Below are 22,780 nucleotides of genomic sequence, written 5' to 3' on the forward strand. Positions count from 1 at the left end.
CAATCACGACATACCTGATGTAGCAATTCGTAAATGTTGATCACATACTGTTCACTTCTCTATCTCTTTAAAAATTTCTTTTAATGAATTGGTTTTTTCGAGTGATAATTTGTACGCAGTCTCTGTATCACCTTTATTCATATACATCGCGTTACTGGTTTGGCTATTAATGTTGATCCATAAATAATATGAACTCTCAGTACCATCTTTTTGAATTATAACTTCATACCTTGGAGGAGCTATATTAGCTGTCCCTGATATTTTTTCTGATCCCTTAATGGCATTGATGAATACCTCAGTGACAGAGGAATCATTGAAAGTAGCAATTATATCTTTTTTGGTTTGGAGTTCGTAATCCTGAATAGTTATTCTGTTCTGTAATTTTGCAACTATTAATTTCTCTTGGCTCGGTTGACTTTGAGAACTAACCTCTTCTTTTTCATTCGTACTACAAGCAGTAGTTATTAGCATCAACACAATGATCAGAAATAAAGAAATATTTTTTCGCATGAATATCTGAACCCCTTTTTTAATTTAATATATCCTAACAGACGTTTTATACTTGAGAAATGTTACCAATTTTTTTATATTTTATAATAGATTCACAACTAATGGGTTAGAAAACAAGGGACGCTGCAGAAATGTCGGCTCTCCTTAGCAACTTATTCTGTCTTCAGTGTGGCAATCCAAGATAAGAAATAACCATCTTTATCATCCTTTAAATTTCAAATAAAATTCACAAACCGATAATATTAGGAGGAGCGTTTCCAAGCTGATATGCATCTTATAGGCTTTTATAGAAAAATTTCTTCCTAAGTTTGTATTCCAACGTCTTTAAAACGTTTGTCAGTAAACAAAAAGAAGCAACTCATATTTGAGCTGCTTCTTTGGAATAAATGGGGAATTAGTTCTTCTTATAAGTTGTATTTTTCTAATACTGATTGTCGGAATTTTTCTTTCGAGTCTTGTGTTTTTGAAGTACCTAAAAATTGACTTGTAGATTCTAGAGAAAACTTCCCGAGATCCATATTAATTACACTATACTCTCCTTGTGAATTTTGTTTAAGAAAAATAATACTTTTTTCATTTTGTTTCAACTCTGTGTAATCTTCAAAAGTAATTTTTCTTTTGCCCTCTGCACCTTCAATATAAGAAATCGGTTCTATGATAGTTAGAGCTTCATCTGCTGCCAATGTTGAATCTTTGGGAGCTTTAATCACTTCATCAACTTGTATATCAGTAAGTGTGTAAAAGTCTTGTAAGGCACCATCATCGAAAGTTGTAACGATATGTTTTCGATCATCAAAGTCTCTTAAAGGAGTACCTATCACGATTAGTTCTGCACCTGAATCTAAGGCACTTACTGTTTCGTAAGTTACATAAGAAGCTTCTAATGAGATTTTAGAATCATTTAACTCAGTTGATCTTGAAGAATCCTGCGTGAATATGAAAAATAGACTGGCTGAAGCAATCAATATTCCCACTGACAATACAGAAATACCTAATTTGTTTTTTTTCATAATGTAGTACTCCCTCCAATTTTCATTGGTATTTTTTTAATTACCCCATTTGGCAATTAAGGATTGCTTGTCCCAAGTCTGGACACCAAAAGATTGAATACCTGATTTCATTACAGAATTTTGAGATGTCTCCGGGTGTGCTTGAGATAATGAATGACCAACTTCGTGAGTTGCAGTTGAAACTCTTTCGGGAGTAGTCATGCTAAAATCATTCATCTGGTTGTGGTAAATTGCAACAGTTGAGTATGCCCATGTATCGCTATTATTTACATTCTGACCAGAAGAGTTATAAGGAGTATGTACTCCTAATAAGCCCTCATTCGACGTAGTACCAACATAATATTTATCGGGGTTTCCACTAGTCGATGTAGTTTTTCCAATGTTCACCTTGCTGGATGCGGCATTCCAATCTGCACGTGCAGTATCATAATGGCTAGTGTAGCCGTATGACGCGACAGAAGAATCATAATATGCATTAAAATTGGCTGAACTTCTTCCTCCAGAAAAAATTGTTGCAAAAGAGGTTGAACTAGCAAAAATCACAATAATAGATAGAGATCCAACAATAGTAAAGAGTGTTTTCTTAGAAAATGATAGTTGTTTCACGAAGTACACCACCTTAATAAGATTTAAAAGACCATACTAAATTAGTTCGTTAATTAACGAATACGAGAAGGAATGTAAAAGGTTATCGACAATCGGTTTGAAATCACTGTCTCTTTTCGCTCTCACTACATGTTGGTGAATGTGAAAAGTAGTATCACTGCACTTCTTTAAATAGTATCCCTCCTTTGAATTATAATTTTGGTAACGTCTCCATATTATACCAACAAAAATATGAAAGCAAATGAAAATAAGGGATATTTTTCTAATAGAGAGAATTGTTTAGTAGATTTACCTAGCGTATATCTGAAGACATTCCGTAAAGGCATGCTTTTACGAATACTCTAAAAATGGCTATTATAGTGTTCGTAAATATGGTATAATTACTTTAGGGACATTCCAAAATCTAAAGATGTATTTTGAAACATAATAAGGAGTTATTTGCTATGAAGATTGCCTATGTTCGGGTATCGGCTAAAGATCAAAATCCAGAACGACAAATCATTAAATTTCGAGAACTAGGAGTTGAGGAACGTTACATATTTGTTGAAAAATTAAGTGGAAAAGATTTCATTCGTCCCAAATATCAAGCCATGAGGCTGTTGATCCGTGAAGGTGATTTGTTATATTTGGACGCATTAGATCGGTTGGGGCGAGATTATGATGGCATCATTGCCGAGTGGAAGTACATTACTCGTGAAGTGAATGCCGACATCGTTTGCTTAGATAATGAGGTATTATTCGATTCCCGAAAGTTTAAGTCCATGGGCTCTTTTGGAAAAGTAATGGAGGATCAGTTTTTAAGTCTGCTTGCTTATGTAGCAGAGCAGGAGAGGATGAAAAACCACCAGCGACAAGCAGAGGGGATAGAGGTTGCACGAGCAGCAGGGGTAACCTTTGGTAGACCTAAAAAAGAAATTAATGATGATTTCGTCTATGTGTATAAGGAATGGAAATCTGGTCATTTAACCGCGACAGCAGCTATGGAAAAAATCGGAATGAAACGAACTACTTTCTACCGGCGTGTAAAGGAATATGAAGACGGTACATGATAAATACCACGCTAGGCATTGAGGATCTAGAGAGCCCCGCGGAATCGATAAGTTGGAATATGCCATTTCAGTAACGCTAGAATAGAATTATCTACATGATTCCTGGTGTCGAGGATCTGAAGGCTGCTGTGTAGTTGGATCGGCTGGACAAAATAAATAGATAATTCAAGAAAATAACAAAATGAAAAGGGGCGTGCAATACGTTGGAAGAAAATGAGTATCTATGTTCGATTTGCGAATGTGAAGGTGATGAGGACACCGGAAATATCTGCAGTGAGTGTTTAGAGAAATATGATAACGGAGAAATGGGAAATTAAAGACCTTGCTGCTCATCTGGAACTTTAAAGGGCTACTTAAGATAGGAGAGCGGATTAGCATGGATACATGGTTAAACATTGTCTTTACGGTTGGAATTGTGTTGGGAGTAACCGAGATATTCTTTTTAATTAGAGCAAGGAAACAGGTTGCTCCTAAGATTAATGTTCCGAAAGCAAGATATATTTGGGACGGCAAAACGTTCAATGAAAAAAATGAATAATTCGTTTGTAAGGAGGTTGAAAGATACATGGAAAAGAAGAAAAAGAGCAGAGAGATATTAGATATATGTAAATTTTGTCTCGAAGCTGCGATCTTAGACGCTGAGACAAAAGCATGTGTTTCTGCATCAATGAAACAAAACAATGAACTAGTTTAGGAGTGACTAAATTGTCGAAATTGAATTTCACAAAATCCCGAGCTCAAGCTCTTTTTAAACAACTGTTGGGGCATGACAAGTTTATTACACCTAGGGATTTGCCTGTTTTTGGAAGGGCTTGGGAACAAAATTTTGATTTGAAAAATGGTGATGTGCGTTATATAGCGTATGTTCAAGGATCGAGAATTAAAGTAAATTGTCCGGACTCAGAACAACCAATTGATGGTTACTATGACTTTGATACACTTGTATTTGACGAGAAATATACAGAATACAAAGACTCTGAGTATCGTGAGCTTTTAAAAGAATGGGAAAAGGAGGATAGAAAAAAATTAAGATAGGGCAAAAGAGTGGAGAAAGATCTTGTGGTCGGAAGTAGACGCACACTGTTCATAAAAGGAGAAATAATCGATGCCTCCATTAGTATGGATGATATTAATAGGAGTAACTATAATTGTAACAATATTATGTAATATAGTTGATCCTTCAAAAGATAGTGATTTTGATGTACCCGTTTTACGGTGGACAAAAACTTTTTTAATTGTCGGATTCGTAATTTTCTTTCTTTACTGGATTGGAAATAATTCAATAAGGATCTCTAGTAATTTTCAATGAATATTTTGTGGGAAGTATGAGGGAGTAAGACGTATATATCGAAGGAGATGAAGAGAATGAGCACATGTGATAAATGTGGGAAACTGTTCGACCATTACGAAAGCTTCTATACGGATATTTGCGATCCATGCACAGAAAAGGTTGAGGGAAAACCTATGTCTGAGCTAAAAAAGGATGCCGCTAAATTTGATGATGTAACCACTAATAGTTAATGCGCATTCCGAGTTTACTAGTTAGTGGACACATATAGCGAAGAAACTAAATAAAAAGGAGAGTGCATGGAAATGGATGAAATTAAAACGATAATACTGGAGTATGAAGATAATTTGCTTGTGCGAGTTGATTCATCTGTAATGTTAGGTGACAAAGAGTATAAAACACTATCATTTGAGATTTGGACAGACCGTGAAAAGTATAAAGATAATATTTATGAAGAATGGAAACAGGGTGAACAATATTTATATTGCACAAATCACGCTACGACAGATGAAAATGATATGATTCGAACTTTTAAGCGGCGTTTTATGCACTGAATTTTATTACGCCGTACGAAGTTGACGCAAACTGCTCACTAGTGAATTCCAAAAGAACTCGTTTTGAGGGCTCCAATATAAAAACCAACAGCTGTCTTAAACTGAGAAAAAAAGTCTAGACTACTGTTGGTTTATTGAACTAAAGTTTCCCGTTAGCTTAATGGATTACTGCATTGATTACATAACTACATTTATTCTTTAACCTTCAATAACCTTAAACTGTTTAATGTCACAATCAGTGTTGCCCCCATATCGGCAAATATCGCTATCCATAGCGTTAACCAACCAGGCATAACTAACAGTAATGCCACTAATTTAATCGCTAAAGAGAAGGTAATATTTTGTTTGATGATGATTAAAGCTTTACGGCTTAATTTAATGGTATACGGCAATTTACTTAAATCATCAGACATTAATGCAATATCAGCCGTTTCTAAGGCTGTATCAGTCCCAGCACCACCCATCGCTACACCAACATTGGAAGCTGCAAGTGCTGGTGCATCGTTCACGCCATCCCCGACCATCGCCACGCTATGATGCTTTGTTCGAAGTTCTTTAATGAAATTTAACTTATCTTCGGGTAGTAAGTCAGCTTTAATATCAGAAACACCAACTTTTTTTCCAATTGCTGCGGCGGTTCTTTGGTTATCACCTGTCAGCATCACTGTCTCGATTCCAATATTATTCAATTTAGTGATAACTTCTTTGGAGGATTCTCTCAGTTCATCTGCTACGGCGATTAATGAAAGGATCTTTTTTTCCGTTCCTAACACCATTACGGTTTTTCCTTCTGTTTGCATATGAGTGATTTTTTCTTTAATTGAACTATCTATTGTTTGATGCAGTTCTTCAAAAAGATTTGGACTTCCAACATAATACATTTGATTATTTACTATTGCTTTTACGCCTTTACCTGTAATAGATTGGAACTCTTCAACTGAAACACTATTAAAGTTCAATCCATTTTGTTCTGCTTTTCTAATGATGGCCGAAGCGAGTGGATGTTGCGATCCTTTTTCTATGGCTGCAGTTACCGTCATTAATTCATTTTCATTTCCACTATACGTCACTATGTCTGTTACTGCAGGAATACCTTTTGTTAATGTCCCTGTCTTATCAAAAGCAATCGCTTTAAGGGCTCCTGCCTCTTCTAAATGGATACCACCTTTAATTAAAACACCATTTCTTGCAGCATTTCCTATTGCAGTAACGACGGCAACCGGAGTTGAAACAACTAATGCACACGGACAACCAACCACTAATACAGCTAAACCTTGATAAATCCATTCGCTCCAATCACCGCCAAATAGTAAAGGAGGAGCAACAGCGATTAACAGAGCCAAGATAACAATAGCTGGTGTATAGTATTTGGCGAATTTATCGACGAACGCTTGAGAAGGTGCACGTTCTGCTTGAGCTTCTTCTACAAGATGGATAATTTTAGAAAGCGTAGTATCCTCAACTCGTTTTGATACTTGAACTTCGAGCAATCCTTCTTCATTTAATGTTCCTGCAAACACTTCGTCATCAATTGTTTTTGTTACTGGAACACTTTCACCTGTAATCGCAGCTTGATTTAACGTTGAAGTTCCTTTAATGACTGTGCCGTCCATGGCTAATTTTTGACCAGGCTTTACGATCATAATATCTCCGACTTGAATATCATCAACGTGGATCATCATTTCTTCATTTCCACGACGAATTAATGCTTCCTTTGGAGCAATATCCATCAATGATTCAATAGATTGACGAGCCTTATCCATTGAATAACGCTCTAATGCTTCACTGATAGCGAAAAGAATAACAACTGTTGCTCCTTCACCCCATTCACCAATTACCGCTGCCCCTAAAATAGCAATGGTCATTAACGTATTCATATCGAAATTTAATCTGCTTAAATTTTTTAGACCTTTAATAAATAGTGAATATCCACCAATTAAAATGGACGCTGCATAACCAATCATCGGAAGAAGATGTTCTTCCCCAAATTGCTCTCCTAAAAACCAACTAATAACAAGTAGCATCGCAGAAATATATACTTTTATGTTTTCTTTTTGCTTCCAAAAGGGTTCACGCTCTACTCTTTGTTCTTTTTCATCACGAATCTTTAAATTTTCGAATGATCCAGCTTTTTCAAGCTCTTCAATTGTTGTCGTACCTGTAACATAAACTTTAGACGCTCCAAAATTTACTTTTGCATCCTTAACACCAGGTAACTCTTTGACATTATTTTCGAAGATAGCTGCACAGTTTGTACAGGTAAATCCTTGAACCCTATAGGTTTTCATTTCTTGTTCGGATAATTTTGTTTGTTGATCAGACATTTACTTTATCCTCCTTCTCATGTGCAACAGCAATAAAAATTAGTTGTTTAATTTGTTCATCGTTTAATGAATAAAATGCCAATTTTCCTTCTTTTCTATACTTCACAACCCCTTGTTTATGAAGTGTTCTCAAGTGATGGGAAGCATTCGCAACCGTTGATCCAATAATATTTGCAATATCACAAACACATAGCTCTTCATCCTTACACAATGCATAGGTAATTTTTGCTCTATTTTCATCTGCTATGGCTTTAAACAATTGGGCAACATTAGATATATCAATCTTTTGCAAATCACTTTGTATGCGACTAACCTTTTCTTCATCGTAACAATAAATCTCACAAGTATCTTTTTTATCCATTTTCTCACTCCATTATCATTCAAGTGTTGGTTTGAATATAGTATGCTATTTTTCGATTATATTCAAGTGTGTATTTGAATGATATAAAAAAAGAATTAGGGAACCCCAATTCTTTAATCAAAATTTCATTGAACTATCGTGCCCGTTAGCTTAATGCCCTCGAAAGTCTAATACTTTTTTTCTTTTGACAGAAATTGTTCCGTTAGATGATGCACAGTACGAAGTGAAAAGCGAAGTTAACGCATAGGAGAGAATCAAGCTATGGAGAAGACGGCAGAGCTTGCAAGTGAATGGTGCAACGCCAATAAAGGATGGCAGCCTATTTTTGATATTGGTAACGGTGCGGACCATTTATATGTCCAGTGGGAGGAACTGTCTGCAAAAGAAAGACGCAAGTGGGGCAACAATGGGTTTAGGAGTGCTGCAAAGGAATGTTGGGAAGAATTCGGTGCAAAAAAATGCAAAGTGCCATATGGCTTTATTGCTTCTGATGGTAATTTTTACACGATGCAAGAATTTGTTGGCTTATCATTAAATGGAGTGATGGTTTTTAAAACGACTGTATAGTACGAGAGGGCTTGTCAGTAGATGCAAACTGTGAAGGAGTGAAACAATGAAGAAAATGGGTGTTAATGAGGTGTGTATGGGTTGTGGTGCTAAAGAAACTGAACCCGAATGTGAGTGCGAATGGGTTACTTGTAATTGCGGGTATCCTGATTGTTTCATAAGGAAAGATGGGACTTACCATTGCGTAAACTGTGACCATGACACAAATCCAAGAGCTTACGATTGGTAATTCAATATCATATAAGATCAGATCATAAAGTATGGAGGTCTTAACATGGGGGACAATAACGATTCAAAACCAGCTGATTTTAAAAGAAGTTACGGGGGGGTATTTGCTCCAGATGGTTATTGGGAAAATGCGGATGGAGAATTGAAAAAAATAACTGAGATGGATCGAATACATAAATTACGTACTATAAAACATATTTTTACAGCCCTACCTTCAAAAGATGATACAGGTTTAATTGTATTCTCCGGTAGATATGCTGATTCTATTGCAAAAAAACTTAAAGAGCTTGGATGCGAAGTAAATCTTATCGAAAATGAATTTATGTGTTCGTCCAATCAAAGGGAGTATTGAAGCAGTTACTTATAAAGTAGTTCCTTAATAATGCCGCTGCTTAATGCTTGCGGTTTTTTTGTTGTGAAGGAAATAATTTATGCAAATCTATCAGGCTATTTAAGCGGAGTTCATGTGAATCTGCGTAACTTCAGGTAACTCAGTGTGGTCCTGGGCGTAGCAGCATCCAGAAGAGCATAAGCTGCAGCGAATAGCCAGGGCAAAGCACAGATCCGGAACCTGCGGACAATTAGGTAAGCAGCTGAAGACTCCCGATCGATGAGCTGCAGCTGCAGGGGATCCAGCGGTGAGCGGTGGCACTTAGCCAGGAACAATGCACAGATCCGGAACCTGCAGCAATTAGCCAGGGCAAAGCACAGATCCGAAACCTGCAGACAGTTAGGTAAGCAGCTGAAGACTCCGGATCGATGCGCCGGCGGTAACAAGGTCCTGGGCTAGCAGCATCCAGGAGAGCATGAGCTGCAGCTGCAGGGGATCCAGCGGTGAGCGGTGGCACTTAGCCAGGAACAATGCACAGATCCGGAACCTGCAGCAATTAGCCAGGGCAAAGCACAGATCCGAAACCTGCAGACAGTTAGGTAAGCAGCTGAAGACTCCGGATCGATGCGCCGGCGGTAACAAGGTCCTGGGCTAGCAGCATCCAGGAGAGCATAGCTGCAGCTGCAGGGGATCCAGCGGTGAGCGGTGGCACTTAGCCAGGAACAATGCACAGATCCGAAACCTGTTACTTGTAAATCTTACAAATTATAATTTTTTTCTGAGATATATGTGAAAAATGATAGTTCAAAATGGTGCAAATGACCTATATAATTGTTTTGGTAATCATAAAAATAGAGAGAAGTGATTTATCAGTTGAGCACAATGATTTATTTATTATTAGGAGTATTTGATGCATCTGCAGTAATTATTTTAGCTCTTAAACTTTACAGGCTTCCATTTCGGGAATACATAAAAGACATAGCGTTAATGTCTTTAGGAGTATCGTTGTTCTCTTATTTAATGAGAATAGTCATAGGTATTCCAACATTAGACCTACCTATACAAGTGATATTCTTCATTCTATTTTTTAGATATCGTCTTAAAATAAAGCTGTTTTATAGTTCATTAATAACCAGTGCTAGTCTAAATGCATATATTATAGTTCAACTCTTTATATTATATGGATTTATTTTCGCAGGAACTTTAGAGTATAATGTAGTCTTTCAAACCCGTGATCTTCAAATACAGTTAATTCAAATACTATCTATTATCGTTTCATATTTGGCGGCGTTTTTATTTCATTTATTTGGATGGGGATTTTCTTTTATTATTAGACCTCCACATCAGTTCAGCATTAAAGAAGATTATTTTAGTGGGGAAAACAAGGCTCTATTGTTAACCACGTTATCAACTCTAGTAGGCGTATCATTAGCTTTGGTTATAACTTTTAACTTCTATGCTTTTTTTCTTATTCCATCATTTCTGATAGTCTATAGCATATCTTATTATTTTTCACAGAAAAGAGATCAGCAAGGATGATTGAGAGATTGGCACTTTTAATAGCTTCTAAGATAAAACAGTTTGAATCTGTGACTGTTAGTATTGATATTATGGCTTATGAAATAGGTCGTAAATTGAATAATTACATAATTATTTTATTGACTCTCTTATTGAGTTACATAAATGGTACTTTAATTTTTTCGACAGTAGCAATGATTTCATTTGTTTGTATAAGGAAGTATTCAGGTGGACTTCACATGAAAAGCTATTTGTCTTGTATTATAAGCTCTGTAGCTATTTTTATTTTTGTGCCTATGGTTAGACTGAATACGTTGGGTACTGATTTCTTATTAAGTATTTCATTTATAATATATTTATTTTATGCACCTAATGTATTTACTGGGAATACCCATCCTGAGAGTTGGATGAGGAAAGCAAAAATAATATCTATCGTGTTAGTTATAATAGCTTTCTATATTCAATTATCTACAGTTTCATTGATTTTTTTCTTACAAGCAATATTAATCCTGCCGTGGAAAGGAGGTGCTAGAAAATTATGGGGGAAATGTTGATGAAAAAGATATCTGTAATGTTGGAAAAAAGTGCAATTAAAAATGGACCTAAAGAAAAAACTTTTTTGGGAAATCAACCGATGCCTGAAGATCTAAAGAAACTATTAATTGGGATTTCTGATAAAAAGTAGAATGAGTCAAAATGGATAATGAATTAATATTAGGTATAGGGATTGCTAATGAAAAAGAAACGGGTAACGTAGTTTTTGTAGAGAGAAAGAGTGTGAATTATATTGATATATGGTCGCCTAAAAAAAATTATCATGTTCCTAGATTCCATAGTGGCTCTGAAATGTATGGGGTATTAACCACATTGGAAGCATGTAAAGTAGCTTTTCCGAAATATCTGCAAGCAGATACAGGTAAGTTGGTTAATATGGATTCTGTGATAGATGTGACTGAGAGTAGATTCGCACTCACTCTCCATTTTGTGGACGGTTCGACTACTAATATGGCAAAATACAAGAGAAATCTTGTGAAAAATTTAAAAGATTGTTCGAAAAACAATAGTAGACTATCGCAAGCGAAAGATGAATTCTTGATAGGCACAAAAGTTGAGAAGGGGAAAGAAACAGGGGAAGTTACATATTTCGACAAAAAACACATTAAATTTATCGATGTGTGGGAACCTAAAAAAAACTATCATGTTCCCCTGTTTCACACAATGTTCGGAAATTTCAGCGAGATGTTAACTCTAGAGGCATGCAGAGCTGTCTTTAATGATTACTTAATGTTAGATACTGGTAAGTTAGTTAATCTGAACTTTGTGGATTATGTAGAAGAAAATAAATTCGCTTTGATCTTGCACTTCCTAGATAGGTCAACTACTGACATGGCAAAATACAAAAAAGATATTGTATATCACTTGATCAAAAAGTCTCACTAAATGCTGTGGCTTTTTTTTGTTTGGAAAAATCATGAATTTTACCACAAGTCGAGCTTAGATTACAAGATAAATCGATACTAGTATTGATTTGCAAAATAGGCGTTCATTATTCGACATATTACACAAAGTTTCTATGCTAAATTAACTAGGTACAAGTGATCATGTGAAGGGGAAATGCAATAGTGGAAATAATACAGCAAGTCATAGAAATGAGAACTGCGAAAATATTTGATGGCATCCTGGAGAACGAAGGTGGATATCGATATAAGGAATTTATGGATAGTATACAATCGTTAACATCAGTTCCTTCAGAAGTCATACTTAACTTAGAAGATATATTTTTGAGTCATACCAGGGAAGTGATAGATATATGTTATGAGTTAGGACTCAAAGAAGGAGTACAGTTGAGTAAAAATAGAAAAGGTCTAGAAATAGATCTTTTTAAAACGAATAATAAATCCGGAAGTGAAAGGAAAAATCTAGCATAAATCAAACAAAATTTTTAAAGCCTGGTTGCTCAAGCAGCTAGGCGCCATCGATTGGTTCGTTTGAACTATTACATTTACAGTAACTAAGGAGGAAGTAAACATGTCAAACAGTAAACTTTATCGTTTTTTAGTGGAGTATATCACTGAAAATTATGAAACAACACCTGGTCAAGTCGAGGCTACAGCAAGAGGCATTGAGCATTACTTAACGGATATAGTAATCCCTGAAACCCTATCAGGCAATAAGGAGTAGAGTGACACCAATGAAACCCACTAATGCTCAACCATTCAAGGCACAGGGAGCTAACTGAACTACAATTAGAGATAAAATTTGTAGATCATACTTCTATCATACTTTTTGAGTACGTTGAAATATAAAAACTGTGTTAAGCTATTAGAGATGGATAGAGGGGTCACCTAGCAAATTAGGTGACCCTTTTTGTATTTATTTTATTTAGGAGGTGCTCTGAAATTGAATGTTTTGTTGTATGGTTTAAACCCTACTAGATTAAACTCTTCAAGTCTAAAAATTCGCAAATGTGAATCTTTGGACGAGTTAAAGGAACTGACAGTAGTATTAAGCCCTGATTATTTACTAGTTGAAGAGTCTATGGCAAGCGAAGCAGTCTCTTTAATTTCAGCTGAAGATGCTTTTTGTCCAATAATTGTGGTTTGTACAGAAGATTCCGCACAGAAAACGAGATATTGGAGTTCTCAAGGTGCAACGTCAGTATGGACTATGCTAGATTGGCAGGATAAATTATCTGAGCTTCAGGTTTCGCCAATTATGGGCATTGCGAAAGAAGAAGTGTTAATTCCTATTCCTAACAATCGATTTGTAATGAATGATGTCAGTGAGGAGACAATTGTTATTGCTGTGGGAGGAATCTATGAAGGTGCTGGATCAACACATACTGCTTTGCTTGTAGCAAATTTTCTAGCGAAGAATTTTAAAACAAAGGTGGCTTTGTGGGAAGGAGGAACAAGACCATGTTTTAGGTATTTAGAATATATTCAACGGGGTGAGGTGAATAATAAATCGCGTTTCGAAATTAATGATGTAACCTATTTCTCAGGGATACCATCAGAATTAGCGGAGGCTGCTACTGAAAACTTTCGTTTTTTTGTTATGGATTTAGGTAGCCTAAATTCAGATGCCACATTCAAACTATTTAATCAAGCAAAGGTTCCAATTCTTTGTGCCTCTGGTGCCGAATGGCGAATGGTTGAACTGCTGCAATTTTGTCAAAGGCATTCAACCACACGCCAAGATCGATGGAAAATTGTATTGCCTCTTGCAAGTGAAAGTAGTAGAGAAGAGACGGCTGATTGTTTGAAAGATCGGCTGGTGTTCTCAATTCCACCGCATTCTGATGTATATAAAACACAACAAGATAGTGATCAGGTGTTAGAGGGTATATTGGGATCGGTTATATCCGGAAAAAAATACAAGAAGAAGTTCGGCTTTTTTTAATATGTGATTTAAGGAGGGAGGATATGTTAAAGAAGGTTCTTTTTCAACCAATTAGAGATATTATCATAGATCGAAATATAGGTTTTGAATCTACAGTGTGTGGTGTTTCTGGAGAAACAGCATCTGAAATATTTGATTATTATGCTGGTAATAGAGTGGAGTTTGATAAATGGGCAATCTGTGAGTCTATCAATAAAGGAATTCCATTATTGAAGCCAGATCAGAAATTATTTATTAATATTCGTTCTGAAACTTTTGAACATGGCGGGATTATATTAGCTGACATAGATCCCAATAAAGTAATTATTGAGGTATCTGAGGTAACGGAAATCACTAATCCGGTACGCGATTCATTAATGGATCTTGCTAATCGTGGATTTAGATTTGCTATAGATGATTTCGGGGTTGGTTTTTCAAATATTAATCGACTAATTTTAGATTGGTTCAAGCCCACATGGTTAAAATTGGATCTAACATTAATCGAACAAGTGGATACAAATCCCCGAATAGAAATTATTGTTAAACACATTCTTGATATGTGTTCTGAATTGGGTATTGAGCTTGTGGCAGAAGGAGTTGAAACAAAAAATCAATTATTGAAACTAATGAAAATTGGCGTGCGGTTTGCACAAGGATACTATTTAGGGAGACCGGATGATCCAAAGATAATAGTTGATAGTCAAAGCGATCTCCAAATATCGGGAGATCGTTTTTTTCGTCTCTAATAAACATGGGGGGAGGTGATAAATATGAATAAAAAAGGGCATGTTGCTCTCGCTGCGATAGCAGGATCATTAAGCTTCTATACAGCGTTGCATAGCAAACTCTGGAACCCATCACACGAATATATTGGACCTCTTCTTATACTAAGTGTTGGTGCTGCAATTACAGGAGGACTTGCACCAGATTTAGATCACAAAACAAGTACCGCAAGTCAACATATTCAATTTTCTGTACAAAAAAGGCGGTTCTTTAGACTTGTTTCAGTATTAATGCTTGTTGTTGGGGTAATCCTTCTGGCGTTGCGATTATATGAAGGGGACTGGCGTTTAAGCGTTCTACCAGCTGCTAAAAATGCGCTGATATGTCTTGTGGGAAGTTTGATATTTTTTATGTTGGCCAATATGAGAAATATTGTTTTAAGTGGAGTCGGTATAACTCTGTTAGCTATGTATAGTTTGTATGGTTTGCATTGGATAACTGCCTTTGCTGGATTGGGATTTCTGATGTTACCTGTAGTCAAACATAGAGGGATAATTCATACACCAGAGTATGCAATTGTGATGAGTCTAGGTATTATTTCATTTTCATTCCAACAATCTGACACCGTTCAAATTTTGGCAATCGGTTTTTTAACCGGTTGGTGGGCGCATTTAGTTGGAGATTGTTTTGGCAGTGACGGTATTCACTCGTTAATAATTCCAAAGCTTAAAATTGGTCTACATCTCTTTTCAAATGGCGGGACAGTTGAACGCTGGATATCTCGTATTTGCTGGTGCTCTAGTCTAATTGTATGGGTGAACATACTTACAAATCAGGCATTACCTAACGTAACCTTTTTTAAGACACTCAATTTTTTACAATAAAGGAGGAGATAAAATTGAAAACATACAAAAATTGGACAGGTAATTTAAGAGAATACTTAAATGTAAATGATTTAGTGGATGAGGAGATGGTAAATCATTTCACCAATGTATCTCCATCTATATTAACAGGGGATCTAATCCAAATTGGTGAGCCTCAAGGCATTGTTGAGGGACATTATCTTTATCTAACTCTAATAAAAACTCCAGATGGGTGGAGATATGCGGGGTGCTGCCACTATGGACAAGCTAACAATATATCATAAGGTACCAAGAATATTTATTTAAAAATGAATAATGGGGAGGTTTTTTTATGAAAAGAAGTAAAGCTTTTTCAATACTTCTCTTTTTAGCTGTGTTTCTTTTACCGGTTGTAGCGTATGCGGATGATGAAAACCCAGTAACAAAAATGAAAAGTATGTTGAAATTCAACTGGAAAGTATTAGATGGTTTGGGTTTTCTATTCTATATCATCATGATTCCCCTTACTCTTGCTATAATTGCATTGCTAGTATGGTGTATTGTGGATGTTGTTAAGTATTTAATTAAAGTGAGAAGAGCAAAAGCAAGCTTGGGTGACAAGAAGTTTTGGATAGAACTTGCGATTACACTTCTAATAGTGTTCTTGTTCACCTCAGGCGCTTTCTTGAATGTATTAGAAAACGTATACGATTGGACAAGCAAACAGGATATAGGTACAAACGAGATAAGTACTCCTGCTAAATAACTTTAAAAAAGGCAGATTCCCGAGAGGGGATCTGCCTTTTATTTATCTTGAATCGTAGGCGGTGGTGAATTGGATAAGGATTATATCGATCAGATGAAAAAAATATACACTATTAAACAATCTGATGTTACAGCATTAGACTGGTTTCTATTGTTGGTAGGTGGAGCAGCTACAATATTATGTACCGCTGCGTTTGTCTATTGGATTATAAAAATTATTATATTCTTGATTAATGTACGGAAAGCAAAGGCTAGCATAAATGATGTTAGATTTTGGAAAAGGATGATCATTTCATTATTCATTATTTTTCTCTTTATGTCAGGCACTTTGCTCCTTGTATTCGAAAAATTAACTAACTTTCTGCAGATTATGGGGTGGAATGTTAAATGAAAATAAAATCAATACTTTATATGCTTGTGATAGTTTTAACTTTAAACTTTGTTTCGTCTAATGTTGTTCTAGCGGCTGCTGTTGCGCCTGTTCCCAATTATCCACCGAATGCACCGGTAGCTACACCTGTTGTTACTCCTAATCCATCTGTAACACCTGGTCCTGGGGTAAGTGAACCTATTAAAGAGGATAATCCATGGTATATGCCTGATTGGGTATCTGCCTTGATGGAAGACTTTCAACAAATGAACCAAACGTTCAAGGATTTGATGTCTGGAAAGTTAATACACGATGCTATAGAAGGTCTAATTGTTTCTTGGGTTGATGAGATGATGAGCCCTTTATATGGTGCTTTTGCTAAGAGTTATTTATTCTCACCGCGAGTAGCTGAGATATCACTTGTCTATTCTGGTTGGTCAATATTTTCAATTATAGGTTTGGCTGCAATATTGGCTGGATCACTAGTTTTAGCCTGGAATGTTATACATGGGAAAAAGGATCTTAAGAAGATGCTTCAAGCTTTTATAGTAAGCTTCGTAGCATGCTTATTGAGTTTAACGGTTTTAAACTTCTTGAATGTTTTAATGAATTGGATTACACAAAAGTTTCTTTCTGGAATTATAGGTACAACTGATATTTTATATGAAGGATTAAAAGGTGATCAAATCTTAAAGTCCCTAATTCTTGGGGCTGATGGAATCACGGACGCTATATATGCCAGTAAAACCTTAGGTGAGATTGTTGTTGCAACAGAGGGTGGAATATTCACATTGCTAATGTTTGTCACCATAGTAGTAGTACCTCTTTTCTTTATATCTGTTTTGAAGGTTCTAGTATTAATGATGATGGCTATTTTCGTTGCAATTTGGATTTCATACACTGCATATTCCGGAAAAATTGAAACGCTGATTGGATTCATAAATATATATATTCGCACCTTATTGGTAGGGCTTATATCAGCTATCCAGTATGGGATATTTGTTCGTCTTCAGACAGATTATGGTGAGGGGGCTGGATTTTCAAGCGAAATAGGAGTGTCGCCTTTAGTCTTTATGATCTTAAGCATTTTGGTCACAGTAATATTAATATTCGTGTTTTGGGTACGACCACTTTTCAGAGCTATTAAACAACCAATGACTTTAAATGGGGGAGCCACGATTGAAAAATTCGGGAAAATGGGGGAAAGAACAAGTGCAGCAATGAACAGTGTCGGTAAACGATTAGGTGCGGATTCTTTACAAAAAAGCTCCCTTTCTTTGAAGCAAAAAAGCAGTCGTATGGCTGAAGTGGGAAAAAGAATGCAGACTCAACAAAAAGGTGCCCGTAGAAATCGGGTTGCTTCAAAATTAACGGGTGGGATATCAGAGTCGATCCAAGGAGTGAAATATACTGAACCGGAAGCTTTAGTTTCAACAGGAACTATGGTATCCGTTGGTAGTGGTCATTTGGAACTTGAAGATGTGCGTATTATTGAAAGCAATCAAACAGTTGCTAAAACGTTGCAAAAAGACAAGTTTGAACACGCTGAAGTTATAAATATAAAGAGTAGTGAAAGAGCAGATATGTCCAGATTAATTAGTGAAATCAAACCCAAATATGGTGAACGAGTTAATTGGAATGCAAGGGAAGGTAAGCTTACTCTTAAAGGGGATACAGGTGAAATAAAGGAAAGAATCAATGGAGAAATGTTATTCACAGCCACAGCCTCTGATGTACAGCGAGGATACTATAAAAATGGTCTGTTTATTGATACCGAGACTTTAAAAACACATGTAGATGGTACAGAAGCATCAAAATCAGAGCTTAAAAAAGTTAAAACCCTGTTACCTACTTACCGCAAAGCTGCCCTTTCAGCAGATGTAGCAACAGAAGCATATAAGCAATTGATTCAACAAGTAGACAAAATACCGTGGGTTTCTAAAATCCTTCTAGATAATGGTGCCCTTTGGATTCCAGAAGAACATGTATCAGCAGCAGAAGAAACCTTTAAGCAAATACTGGCAAAACCAGAAGAACTAGTTAGATTGGATTTACCTAAAGGTAATCGTTTTATGCCGGCGCTTGAAGATCATATTAAATCAAAAAGTAAAAATAAAGATTTACTTGCTGGTTTGCAATTTGATTCAACTAATACCTATGTAATCGTGAAAAAAGATCTGGAGGCGGCATTCAAATCGGCATTAGAAGAATTTAGGGATGGAAGAACACCATACTGGAGGACCAGAGAAGGGAACATCAAAGTGATTGTTGACGGAGAACCTGTAAGTTATGGTCAAGCACCCATACCGGGAATGGACATGGGGAGTTTTGAGAACTTCCAAGCTGAAATGATAAACAAGCATAAAAGTTAAATTGGGGGTGTAAAGGTGACCGAAAAATCTTATCAAGAGCGAGAAAACGAATTGCTCCGCGCTAGTATGTTTGCTGATATACGAGAAGACATTCAATTTATGGGACTTTCAGTGAGTGACATAGGTTGGGTCATTGGGGTTACATTTTTAATGGGTACCACGGTATTCCTATTACCCATATCCTTTATCATAAAGCTGCTATGGCTAATTACAGTTTTTGTTACCATTCTGATGTCAAGGATCCTAAAATGGTCCTATCGTTTTAGACGTTTGACACATTATATCAAGCACCCAAAAGAAGGATCTGGAGATAGTATGGATTCTTTATTGGGGGTTACAGAAGATGGATGGTTTTATAGAAGTGGAAAAACAATTCACATTATGCTAAACGTCCAATCACCGCCATGGGAAACAGCTGTCTTTTCTCAAAAAAAGCAAAGAATCGGTGGATTTGAAACTTTTCTAAGATCATTGGTGAGGGAAGGGTTTGAATGTGATATTACAGAAGAACAAATTCCTGATTTCAGGCATGAGATATGGAATGTGAAAAAGGAAAAAAGAAGTGTATCTGAAGGTATTGAGCGGAGAAAAGTAAAGAGGCTTCAGCTGTTTGAAGAATTAGCGAAGTCTGGTTCTGCAAAAAGAAGTGAATACACTATACGTTTGTCTATCAGTGAATTCGACCTCATGATTCGCCAAAGAGAGGATGAACCTAAGGGTTTGTCTAAAGCAGAGTTAAAAAGGCATAGATTAATTGCCGAATTGCGTCAAAGGAAAGATAGGGTACTTAACGGGCTTATACAAAGTGGTCATGAGTGTACAATAATATCTGGATTTTCAATTCCTGAGCTTACAAGTCGTCACTGGGATCGAACGGTTTGGGAAGAATGGAAAGCCTCACAAGGTACATGGGAAGAGGAAGAAGAAGAGGAAGAAACAAACGATGAACCTTCTAATTCTCAAAAATCCTTAATTGAATCCGTTGTATTGGCTATCGAAGGACAAAGGGAAGATGCAGTTATACCAACAAATGATATAGATCTTAGGAAAAATGAAGATGATTTTATTTTTCAGCCAGAACATGGGGAGGATCCGGAAATTTTGAGTGTTAATAATGAGGCTGCAGTAACAATGGAGGACAATGCTGTGGGGGAAAATAACGAATCTAAAGCGGACTCTGTAGAAAGTGAAGACATTGTTGTTCCGGTAACTAATTTGACCATAATGATTAGAATAATCAAATATCTTGATTTCATTAAGCATAAATTATTGGATTTGAAAGATTTACATTTTCCAAAATTAAAAAAACTGATCTATATGTTTCCAAAAAAGAGCTCTAAGGTAGAGTCCACAATTGAGATTGAGGAAGAAGAAATTGTTGTAGAAAACGAAAAAATCACAAAAGAATTGGTAGGAGTGAATATCTTTACATCTCCTACCTCATCAGGAAAATCATTTGTGGCTGCGAATATCGCTGTTGCTAATAGTGACAACGAGCGAACTGTTTCGCTAATTGATCTCTCGCCTCATTTTGGTACTTTAACTCTAATAAACCCACTACAAATTGATGGAGAGTACGCCAAGTGGAAGTCTTGGAGTTCTCGCCAAGTTTCAGGATTAAGTATTTTTACACCACTTGAATTTCCTGAGATTGAAGAAGTTCAGAATTTAATAAATTCCAGGTTAAGGGTTGGAGCAGTAGTTATAGATCTACCATGGAATTATCCAGGGCGGAGTTACTTAACTAACCAATATGACACTATAGCTATAATTGACACCGATTATCACCATTGGATGCGTTGGGAAACGGAGGTCAGCAATTGGAAGGGAGAGGTTTGGTTAAATCAAGTGGATGTGGACATGGATTTGAAAATGTCAGCACTAGTTAAAGAACATTTCAAAAAAGAAATTGATAAGAAGATTCCTTTTTTTCAAAATGCAAATCAAATGTTATTCCAAGGGCGACCACTTGCTATTGATCCGCAAGCGCGTCCTTTTTTTGTGCATAGTGAAAGGAGTGTAGAAGAATGATAGAACAGAAGGAAAAGAAGCTATCACTTAAAAAGGTTTCTCTAAAAAGCAAGGTTGATAAACAGCTATTAACATATAGCGGACGTTTGATTAAGAAGTGGTCAAAGGAAAAAAAACATACTCTAGTGAACTCTGGTGATGAGAAAAACACTAAGTTAGTTAAAACTATGGAAGGTAAAGATTCAAAAACTGGTCATTTTGTAAGAGTCGTAATGATTGAGTCATACCCTCTTGAGATAGTAGCAGGGTACCTTGATCAATTAGATGAGTTAGTCACCAAAGAAGGGGCAACTCTTCGTAAAACAATTCGCTACATCAAATCAGATGTTAAATGGAATTGGGCAATGAAAAATAAATATAAACGACTTGAAAAAAGCGTTTCAGAAATGACCATTACAGATCCAGGTCGTCAATCTGAGATAGACGCAAGAGATGCCTTAGTATCTCTGCAGGAATCGATACAACAGGGGAAAAGTAAGCTGGTTGAGGTCAGTACTTTCCTTACCATATCTGCGGAAACAACTTATCAACTGGACGCAGCAGAATCAAATATGAGAGATTGGATCGATGACCTAGATGGAAGACTTGATAATTTTTTTAGTGAACAACTAGAAGCTTTAATTCAAACCAGTCCTGTGTCAGATAAAGAATCACCCTCCGGTGAATTCTTTAATAAGCATCACTATGGGCGCGTTATTACTGATTCAGTTGCAGCAAGAACATACCTATTTACTAGTGGATCTTTTAGTGATGGTCAAGGGTTATACTTTGGTCGGCGCACAGAGGACGGTGGTTTTTGTTTTATTAACTTGTGTGACCCTAATGACCCTAGAGCTCAAAATTTGATGGTTTTGGGGAAAACGGGACAGGGGAAAAGTTATTTTTTGAAAGCACTAGTTGTCTCTTTGTTAGAAGAAGGTGTTCATGTATTTGTGTTCGATCTTGACGGCGAGTGGAGAGATTTATGCGAAGAAGTCGGGGGAGTATACATTGATCATACTGCTGATGTTGGCAGATACTTTGAACCACTAGCAATTATGCCCTCTATACCAGAAATCGATGAAGAATGCGTAAGGTATAATCGTTCAAGATATCAAAGAGCAATTGATACTGGTATTCGTACTTGTTCTATGCTAGCTGATGGTTTAACGAAAACAGAACTATTCGAGGCTGGTGAGGCTGTTAGGCGAGTCTTCCAAAATGCTGGTATAGAGAAAAATAAACAAGAAACTTGGGACGGACCATATTCTGGCGAGCGCCCAACTATTAAGGCGTTTTTTAGAGATGTACAGCAAGATGCACAAACGAATGAAGATGCTAAATCTTTATATGACAAAATCAAAATCTATTTTATTGGGATTTATGATGGAGTATTCGAGTCTGAAGAACCTTTGACATTTCAGAATGCTCCTTTAGTAGTCTATAAGGTAGGAAGTGGAGAAACTGAAGGGAACGAGAAGGATGAAAAAGCTAAATTAGCACAATTAAAAATGTCCATGGCTTTTGATGTGGTTAATTCTAATATCCAAAAACTTCGATTCGAAGGGGCATATTTCAGCGCGGTTTTAGTTGATGAGGGTCAACGGCAATTAAAAAATAGAGAATTAAAACAAGCTGTATTTGATTGGTATACAGCCATACGTAAGTGGAATGGAATGATGATACTAGGGGCAAATACTCCAGCTATTATTCTTGACACAGCTGAAGGTGTTGGTATGTGGGAAAACACTAATGTTAAGGTGTATTTCTATATGGAACATTCTGCTGTAAGAATGTTATCTCAGCACTCTGATGTACCAGAAGAAGTACAGGATAGGATTAGAGAAAATGAAGATACGAATTGCTATGTATTAGAGTATCACAAGAAATATGACGAGTTGTTTATGCATGTTCCGGAAGATGAGCACGTTCTTTACAAAACTCGTGGTCTAAAAGAAGCAATATAAGCCT

27 protein-coding genes are annotated in these 22,780 nt (G+C 36.4%); 22 read left to right on the forward strand and 5 right to left on the reverse strand.

All coding sequences use genetic code 11. The features are described 5' to 3' along the window. Positions 1–51 precede the first annotated feature (51 nt). The 3 genes from NYE35_RS31140 to NYE35_RS31150 all read right to left on the reverse strand — a co-directional run bounded on the left by NYE35_RS31140 (position 52) and on the right by NYE35_RS31150 (position 2,126). Positions 52–510: a hypothetical protein gene (locus NYE35_RS31140; protein WP_341122548.1), complete on the reverse strand. Its 459-nt coding sequence runs from the start codon at positions 508–510 to the stop codon at positions 52–54. 404 nt (positions 511–914) lie between these two features. Next, positions 915–1,520: a hypothetical protein gene (locus NYE35_RS31145; protein WP_341122550.1), complete on the reverse strand. Its 606-nt coding sequence runs from the start codon at positions 1,518–1,520 to the stop codon at positions 915–917. Between the two features lie 36 nt (positions 1,521–1,556). Then, a complete protein-coding gene (locus tag NYE35_RS31150; protein ID WP_341122551.1) occupies positions 1,557–2,126 on the reverse strand; it encodes a hypothetical protein in 570 nt (189 codons plus the stop codon). 443 nt (positions 2,127–2,569) lie between these two features. Between NYE35_RS31150 and NYE35_RS31155 the strand changes: the two genes are divergently transcribed. From NYE35_RS31155 to NYE35_RS31175, 5 genes are all read left to right on the forward strand, one after another. Continuing rightward, positions 2,570–3,175, forward strand: a complete 606-nt coding sequence (locus NYE35_RS31155) for a recombinase family protein (protein WP_341122552.1) — start codon at positions 2,570–2,572, stop codon at positions 3,173–3,175. Positions 3,176–3,551: 376 nt separating this feature from the next. After that, positions 3,552–3,713, forward strand: a complete 162-nt coding sequence (locus NYE35_RS31160) for a hypothetical protein (protein ID WP_341122553.1) — start codon at positions 3,552–3,554, stop codon at positions 3,711–3,713. 27 nt (positions 3,714–3,740) lie between these two features. After that, the gene (locus NYE35_RS31165) at positions 3,741–3,869 is read left to right on the forward strand and encodes a hypothetical protein (protein ID WP_341122555.1); all 129 of its coding nucleotides are present in this window, start codon (positions 3,741–3,743) and stop codon (positions 3,867–3,869) included. 11 nt (positions 3,870–3,880) lie between these two features. Next, entirely contained in the window at positions 3,881–4,210 is a 330-nt protein-coding gene (locus tag NYE35_RS31170) for a hypothetical protein (protein ID WP_341122557.1), read from the forward strand. Between the two features lie 558 nt (positions 4,211–4,768). Then, the gene (locus NYE35_RS31175) at positions 4,769–5,017 is read left to right on the forward strand and encodes a hypothetical protein (protein WP_341122559.1); all 249 of its coding nucleotides are present in this window, start codon (positions 4,769–4,771) and stop codon (positions 5,015–5,017) included. A 191-nt stretch (positions 5,018–5,208) separates the two neighbouring features. Here the strand turns inward: NYE35_RS31175 and NYE35_RS31180 are convergent, their stop codons facing one another. Further along, positions 5,209–7,341 carry a heavy metal translocating P-type ATPase gene (locus NYE35_RS31180; RefSeq protein WP_341122561.1) on the reverse strand — a complete coding sequence of 711 codons (2,133 nt, stop codon included), beginning with the start codon at positions 7,339–7,341 and terminating at the stop codon, positions 5,209–5,211. Next, positions 7,334–7,702, reverse strand: coding sequence for an ArsR/SmtB family transcription factor (locus tag NYE35_RS31185; protein ID WP_341122564.1), 369 nt, complete (start codon positions 7,700–7,702; stop codon positions 7,334–7,336). The genes NYE35_RS31180 and NYE35_RS31185 overlap by 8 nt, the downstream gene beginning before the upstream one ends. Before the next feature lie 261 nt (positions 7,703–7,963). Here NYE35_RS31185 and NYE35_RS31190 point away from each other — a divergent pair, with 261 nt between their 5' ends. From NYE35_RS31190 to NYE35_RS31270, 17 genes are all read left to right on the forward strand, one after another. Beyond that, positions 7,964–8,269 carry a hypothetical protein gene (locus NYE35_RS31190; RefSeq protein WP_341122566.1) on the forward strand — a complete coding sequence of 102 codons (306 nt, stop codon included), beginning with the start codon at positions 7,964–7,966 and terminating at the stop codon, positions 8,267–8,269. Positions 8,270–8,543: 274 nt separating this feature from the next. Further along, entirely contained in the window at positions 8,544–8,849 is a 306-nt protein-coding gene (locus NYE35_RS31195; protein WP_341122568.1) for a hypothetical protein, read from the forward strand. 852 nt (positions 8,850–9,701) lie between these two features. Further along, complete coding sequence (locus NYE35_RS31200; protein ID WP_081386683.1) at positions 9,702–10,367, forward strand: hypothetical protein; 666 nt, start codon at positions 9,702–9,704, stop codon at positions 10,365–10,367. Beyond that, positions 10,364–10,900, forward strand: a complete 537-nt coding sequence (locus NYE35_RS31205; protein WP_341122569.1) for an accessory gene regulator B family protein — start codon at positions 10,364–10,366, stop codon at positions 10,898–10,900. Before NYE35_RS31200 ends, NYE35_RS31205 begins: the two co-directional genes overlap by 4 nt. Further along, the gene (locus NYE35_RS31210; RefSeq protein ID WP_341004424.1) at positions 10,900–11,031 is read left to right on the forward strand and encodes a hypothetical protein; all 132 of its coding nucleotides are present in this window, start codon (positions 10,900–10,902) and stop codon (positions 11,029–11,031) included. Before NYE35_RS31205 ends, NYE35_RS31210 begins: the two co-directional genes overlap by 1 nt. An 11-nt stretch (positions 11,032–11,042) precedes the next feature. After that, positions 11,043–11,786 carry a hypothetical protein gene (locus tag NYE35_RS31215; protein ID WP_341122571.1) on the forward strand — a complete coding sequence of 248 codons (744 nt, stop codon included), beginning with the start codon at positions 11,043–11,045 and terminating at the stop codon, positions 11,784–11,786. A 182-nt stretch (positions 11,787–11,968) separates the two neighbouring features. Then, complete coding sequence (locus NYE35_RS31220; RefSeq protein ID WP_341122572.1) at positions 11,969–12,274, forward strand: hypothetical protein; 306 nt, start codon at positions 11,969–11,971, stop codon at positions 12,272–12,274. 100 nt (positions 12,275–12,374) lie between these two features. Then, positions 12,375–12,527, forward strand: a complete 153-nt coding sequence (locus NYE35_RS31225) for a hypothetical protein (protein WP_178944259.1) — start codon at positions 12,375–12,377, stop codon at positions 12,525–12,527. A 219-nt stretch (positions 12,528–12,746) separates the two neighbouring features. Continuing rightward, on the forward strand, positions 12,747–13,748 hold the full coding sequence (locus NYE35_RS31230) for a hypothetical protein (protein WP_341122573.1): 1,002 nt from the start codon (positions 12,747–12,749) through the stop codon (positions 13,746–13,748). Positions 13,749–13,771: 23 nt separating this feature from the next. Then, on the forward strand, positions 13,772–14,473 hold the full coding sequence (locus NYE35_RS31235; protein WP_341122574.1) for an EAL domain-containing protein: 702 nt from the start codon (positions 13,772–13,774) through the stop codon (positions 14,471–14,473). 24 nt (positions 14,474–14,497) lie between these two features. Continuing rightward, a complete protein-coding gene (locus NYE35_RS31240; protein ID WP_341122575.1) occupies positions 14,498–15,334 on the forward strand; it encodes a metal-dependent hydrolase in 837 nt (278 codons plus the stop codon). Between the two features lie 14 nt (positions 15,335–15,348). Beyond that, positions 15,349–15,597, forward strand: a complete 249-nt coding sequence (locus NYE35_RS31245; RefSeq protein ID WP_340953058.1) for a hypothetical protein — start codon at positions 15,349–15,351, stop codon at positions 15,595–15,597. A gap of 47 nt (positions 15,598–15,644) precedes the next feature. Then, positions 15,645–16,058 carry a hypothetical protein gene (locus NYE35_RS31250; RefSeq protein ID WP_341122577.1) on the forward strand — a complete coding sequence of 138 codons (414 nt, stop codon included), beginning with the start codon at positions 15,645–15,647 and terminating at the stop codon, positions 16,056–16,058. A gap of 69 nt (positions 16,059–16,127) precedes the next feature. Continuing rightward, positions 16,128–16,448, forward strand: a complete 321-nt coding sequence (locus NYE35_RS31255) for a hypothetical protein (RefSeq protein WP_341122578.1) — start codon at positions 16,128–16,130, stop codon at positions 16,446–16,448. Then, positions 16,445–18,799, forward strand: a complete 2,355-nt coding sequence (locus tag NYE35_RS31260; protein WP_341122580.1) for a hypothetical protein — start codon at positions 16,445–16,447, stop codon at positions 18,797–18,799. Before NYE35_RS31255 ends, NYE35_RS31260 begins: the two co-directional genes overlap by 4 nt. 15 nt (positions 18,800–18,814) lie before the next feature. Then, entirely contained in the window at positions 18,815–20,830 is a 2,016-nt protein-coding gene (locus NYE35_RS31265) for a hypothetical protein (protein WP_341122581.1), read from the forward strand. Beyond that, on the forward strand, positions 20,827–22,776 hold the full coding sequence (locus tag NYE35_RS31270; RefSeq protein WP_341122583.1) for a VirB4 family type IV secretion system protein: 1,950 nt from the start codon (positions 20,827–20,829) through the stop codon (positions 22,774–22,776). The genes NYE35_RS31265 and NYE35_RS31270 overlap by 4 nt, the downstream gene beginning before the upstream one ends. The last annotated feature ends 4 nt before the right edge of the window (positions 22,777–22,780 follow it).

Origin of the sequence: Paenibacillus sp. FSL L8-0494 (genome assembly GCF_038003695.1) — a bacterium.
GTDB lineage: Bacteria > Bacillota > Bacilli > Paenibacillales > Paenibacillaceae > Paenibacillus_AQ > Paenibacillus_AQ odorifer.

Excerpts from the sequence above, each read along its gene's own strand:
- NYE35_RS31140 (WP_341122548.1), bottom strand. The coding sequence starts at position 510 with ATGCGAAAAAATATTTCTTTATTTCTGATCATTGTGTTGATGCTAATA.
- NYE35_RS31145 (WP_341122550.1), bottom strand. The coding sequence starts at position 1,520 with ATGAAAAAAAACAAATTAGGTATTTCTGTATTGTCAGTGGGAATATTG.
- NYE35_RS31155 (WP_341122552.1), top strand. The coding sequence starts at position 2,570 with ATGAAGATTGCCTATGTTCGGGTATCGGCTAAAGATCAAAATCCAGAA.
- NYE35_RS31160 (WP_341122553.1), top strand. The coding sequence starts at position 3,552 with ATGGATACATGGTTAAACATTGTCTTTACGGTTGGAATTGTGTTGGGA.
- NYE35_RS31165 (WP_341122555.1), top strand. The coding sequence starts at position 3,741 with ATGGAAAAGAAGAAAAAGAGCAGAGAGATATTAGATATATGTAAATTT.
- NYE35_RS31175 (WP_341122559.1), top strand. The coding sequence starts at position 4,769 with ATGGATGAAATTAAAACGATAATACTGGAGTATGAAGATAATTTGCTT.
- NYE35_RS31180 (WP_341122561.1), bottom strand. The coding sequence starts at position 7,341 with ATGTCTGATCAACAAACAAAATTATCCGAACAAGAAATGAAAACCTAT.
- NYE35_RS31185 (WP_341122564.1), bottom strand. The coding sequence starts at position 7,702 with ATGGATAAAAAAGATACTTGTGAGATTTATTGTTACGATGAAGAAAAG.
- NYE35_RS31190 (WP_341122566.1), top strand. The coding sequence starts at position 7,964 with ATGGAGAAGACGGCAGAGCTTGCAAGTGAATGGTGCAACGCCAATAAA.
- NYE35_RS31195 (WP_341122568.1), top strand. The coding sequence starts at position 8,544 with ATGGGGGACAATAACGATTCAAAACCAGCTGATTTTAAAAGAAGTTAC.
- NYE35_RS31205 (WP_341122569.1), top strand. The coding sequence starts at position 10,364 with ATGATTGAGAGATTGGCACTTTTAATAGCTTCTAAGATAAAACAGTTT.
- NYE35_RS31210 (WP_341004424.1), top strand. The coding sequence starts at position 10,900 with ATGAAAAAGATATCTGTAATGTTGGAAAAAAGTGCAATTAAAAATGGA.
- NYE35_RS31215 (WP_341122571.1), top strand. The coding sequence starts at position 11,043 with ATGGATAATGAATTAATATTAGGTATAGGGATTGCTAATGAAAAAGAA.
- NYE35_RS31225 (WP_178944259.1), top strand. The coding sequence starts at position 12,375 with ATGTCAAACAGTAAACTTTATCGTTTTTTAGTGGAGTATATCACTGAA.
- NYE35_RS31235 (WP_341122574.1), top strand. The coding sequence starts at position 13,772 with ATGTTAAAGAAGGTTCTTTTTCAACCAATTAGAGATATTATCATAGAT.
- NYE35_RS31240 (WP_341122575.1), top strand. The coding sequence starts at position 14,498 with ATGAATAAAAAAGGGCATGTTGCTCTCGCTGCGATAGCAGGATCATTA.
- NYE35_RS31250 (WP_341122577.1), top strand. The coding sequence starts at position 15,645 with ATGAAAAGAAGTAAAGCTTTTTCAATACTTCTCTTTTTAGCTGTGTTT.
- NYE35_RS31260 (WP_341122580.1), top strand. The coding sequence starts at position 16,445 with ATGAAAATAAAATCAATACTTTATATGCTTGTGATAGTTTTAACTTTA.
- NYE35_RS31270 (WP_341122583.1), top strand. The coding sequence starts at position 20,827 with ATGATAGAACAGAAGGAAAAGAAGCTATCACTTAAAAAGGTTTCTCTA.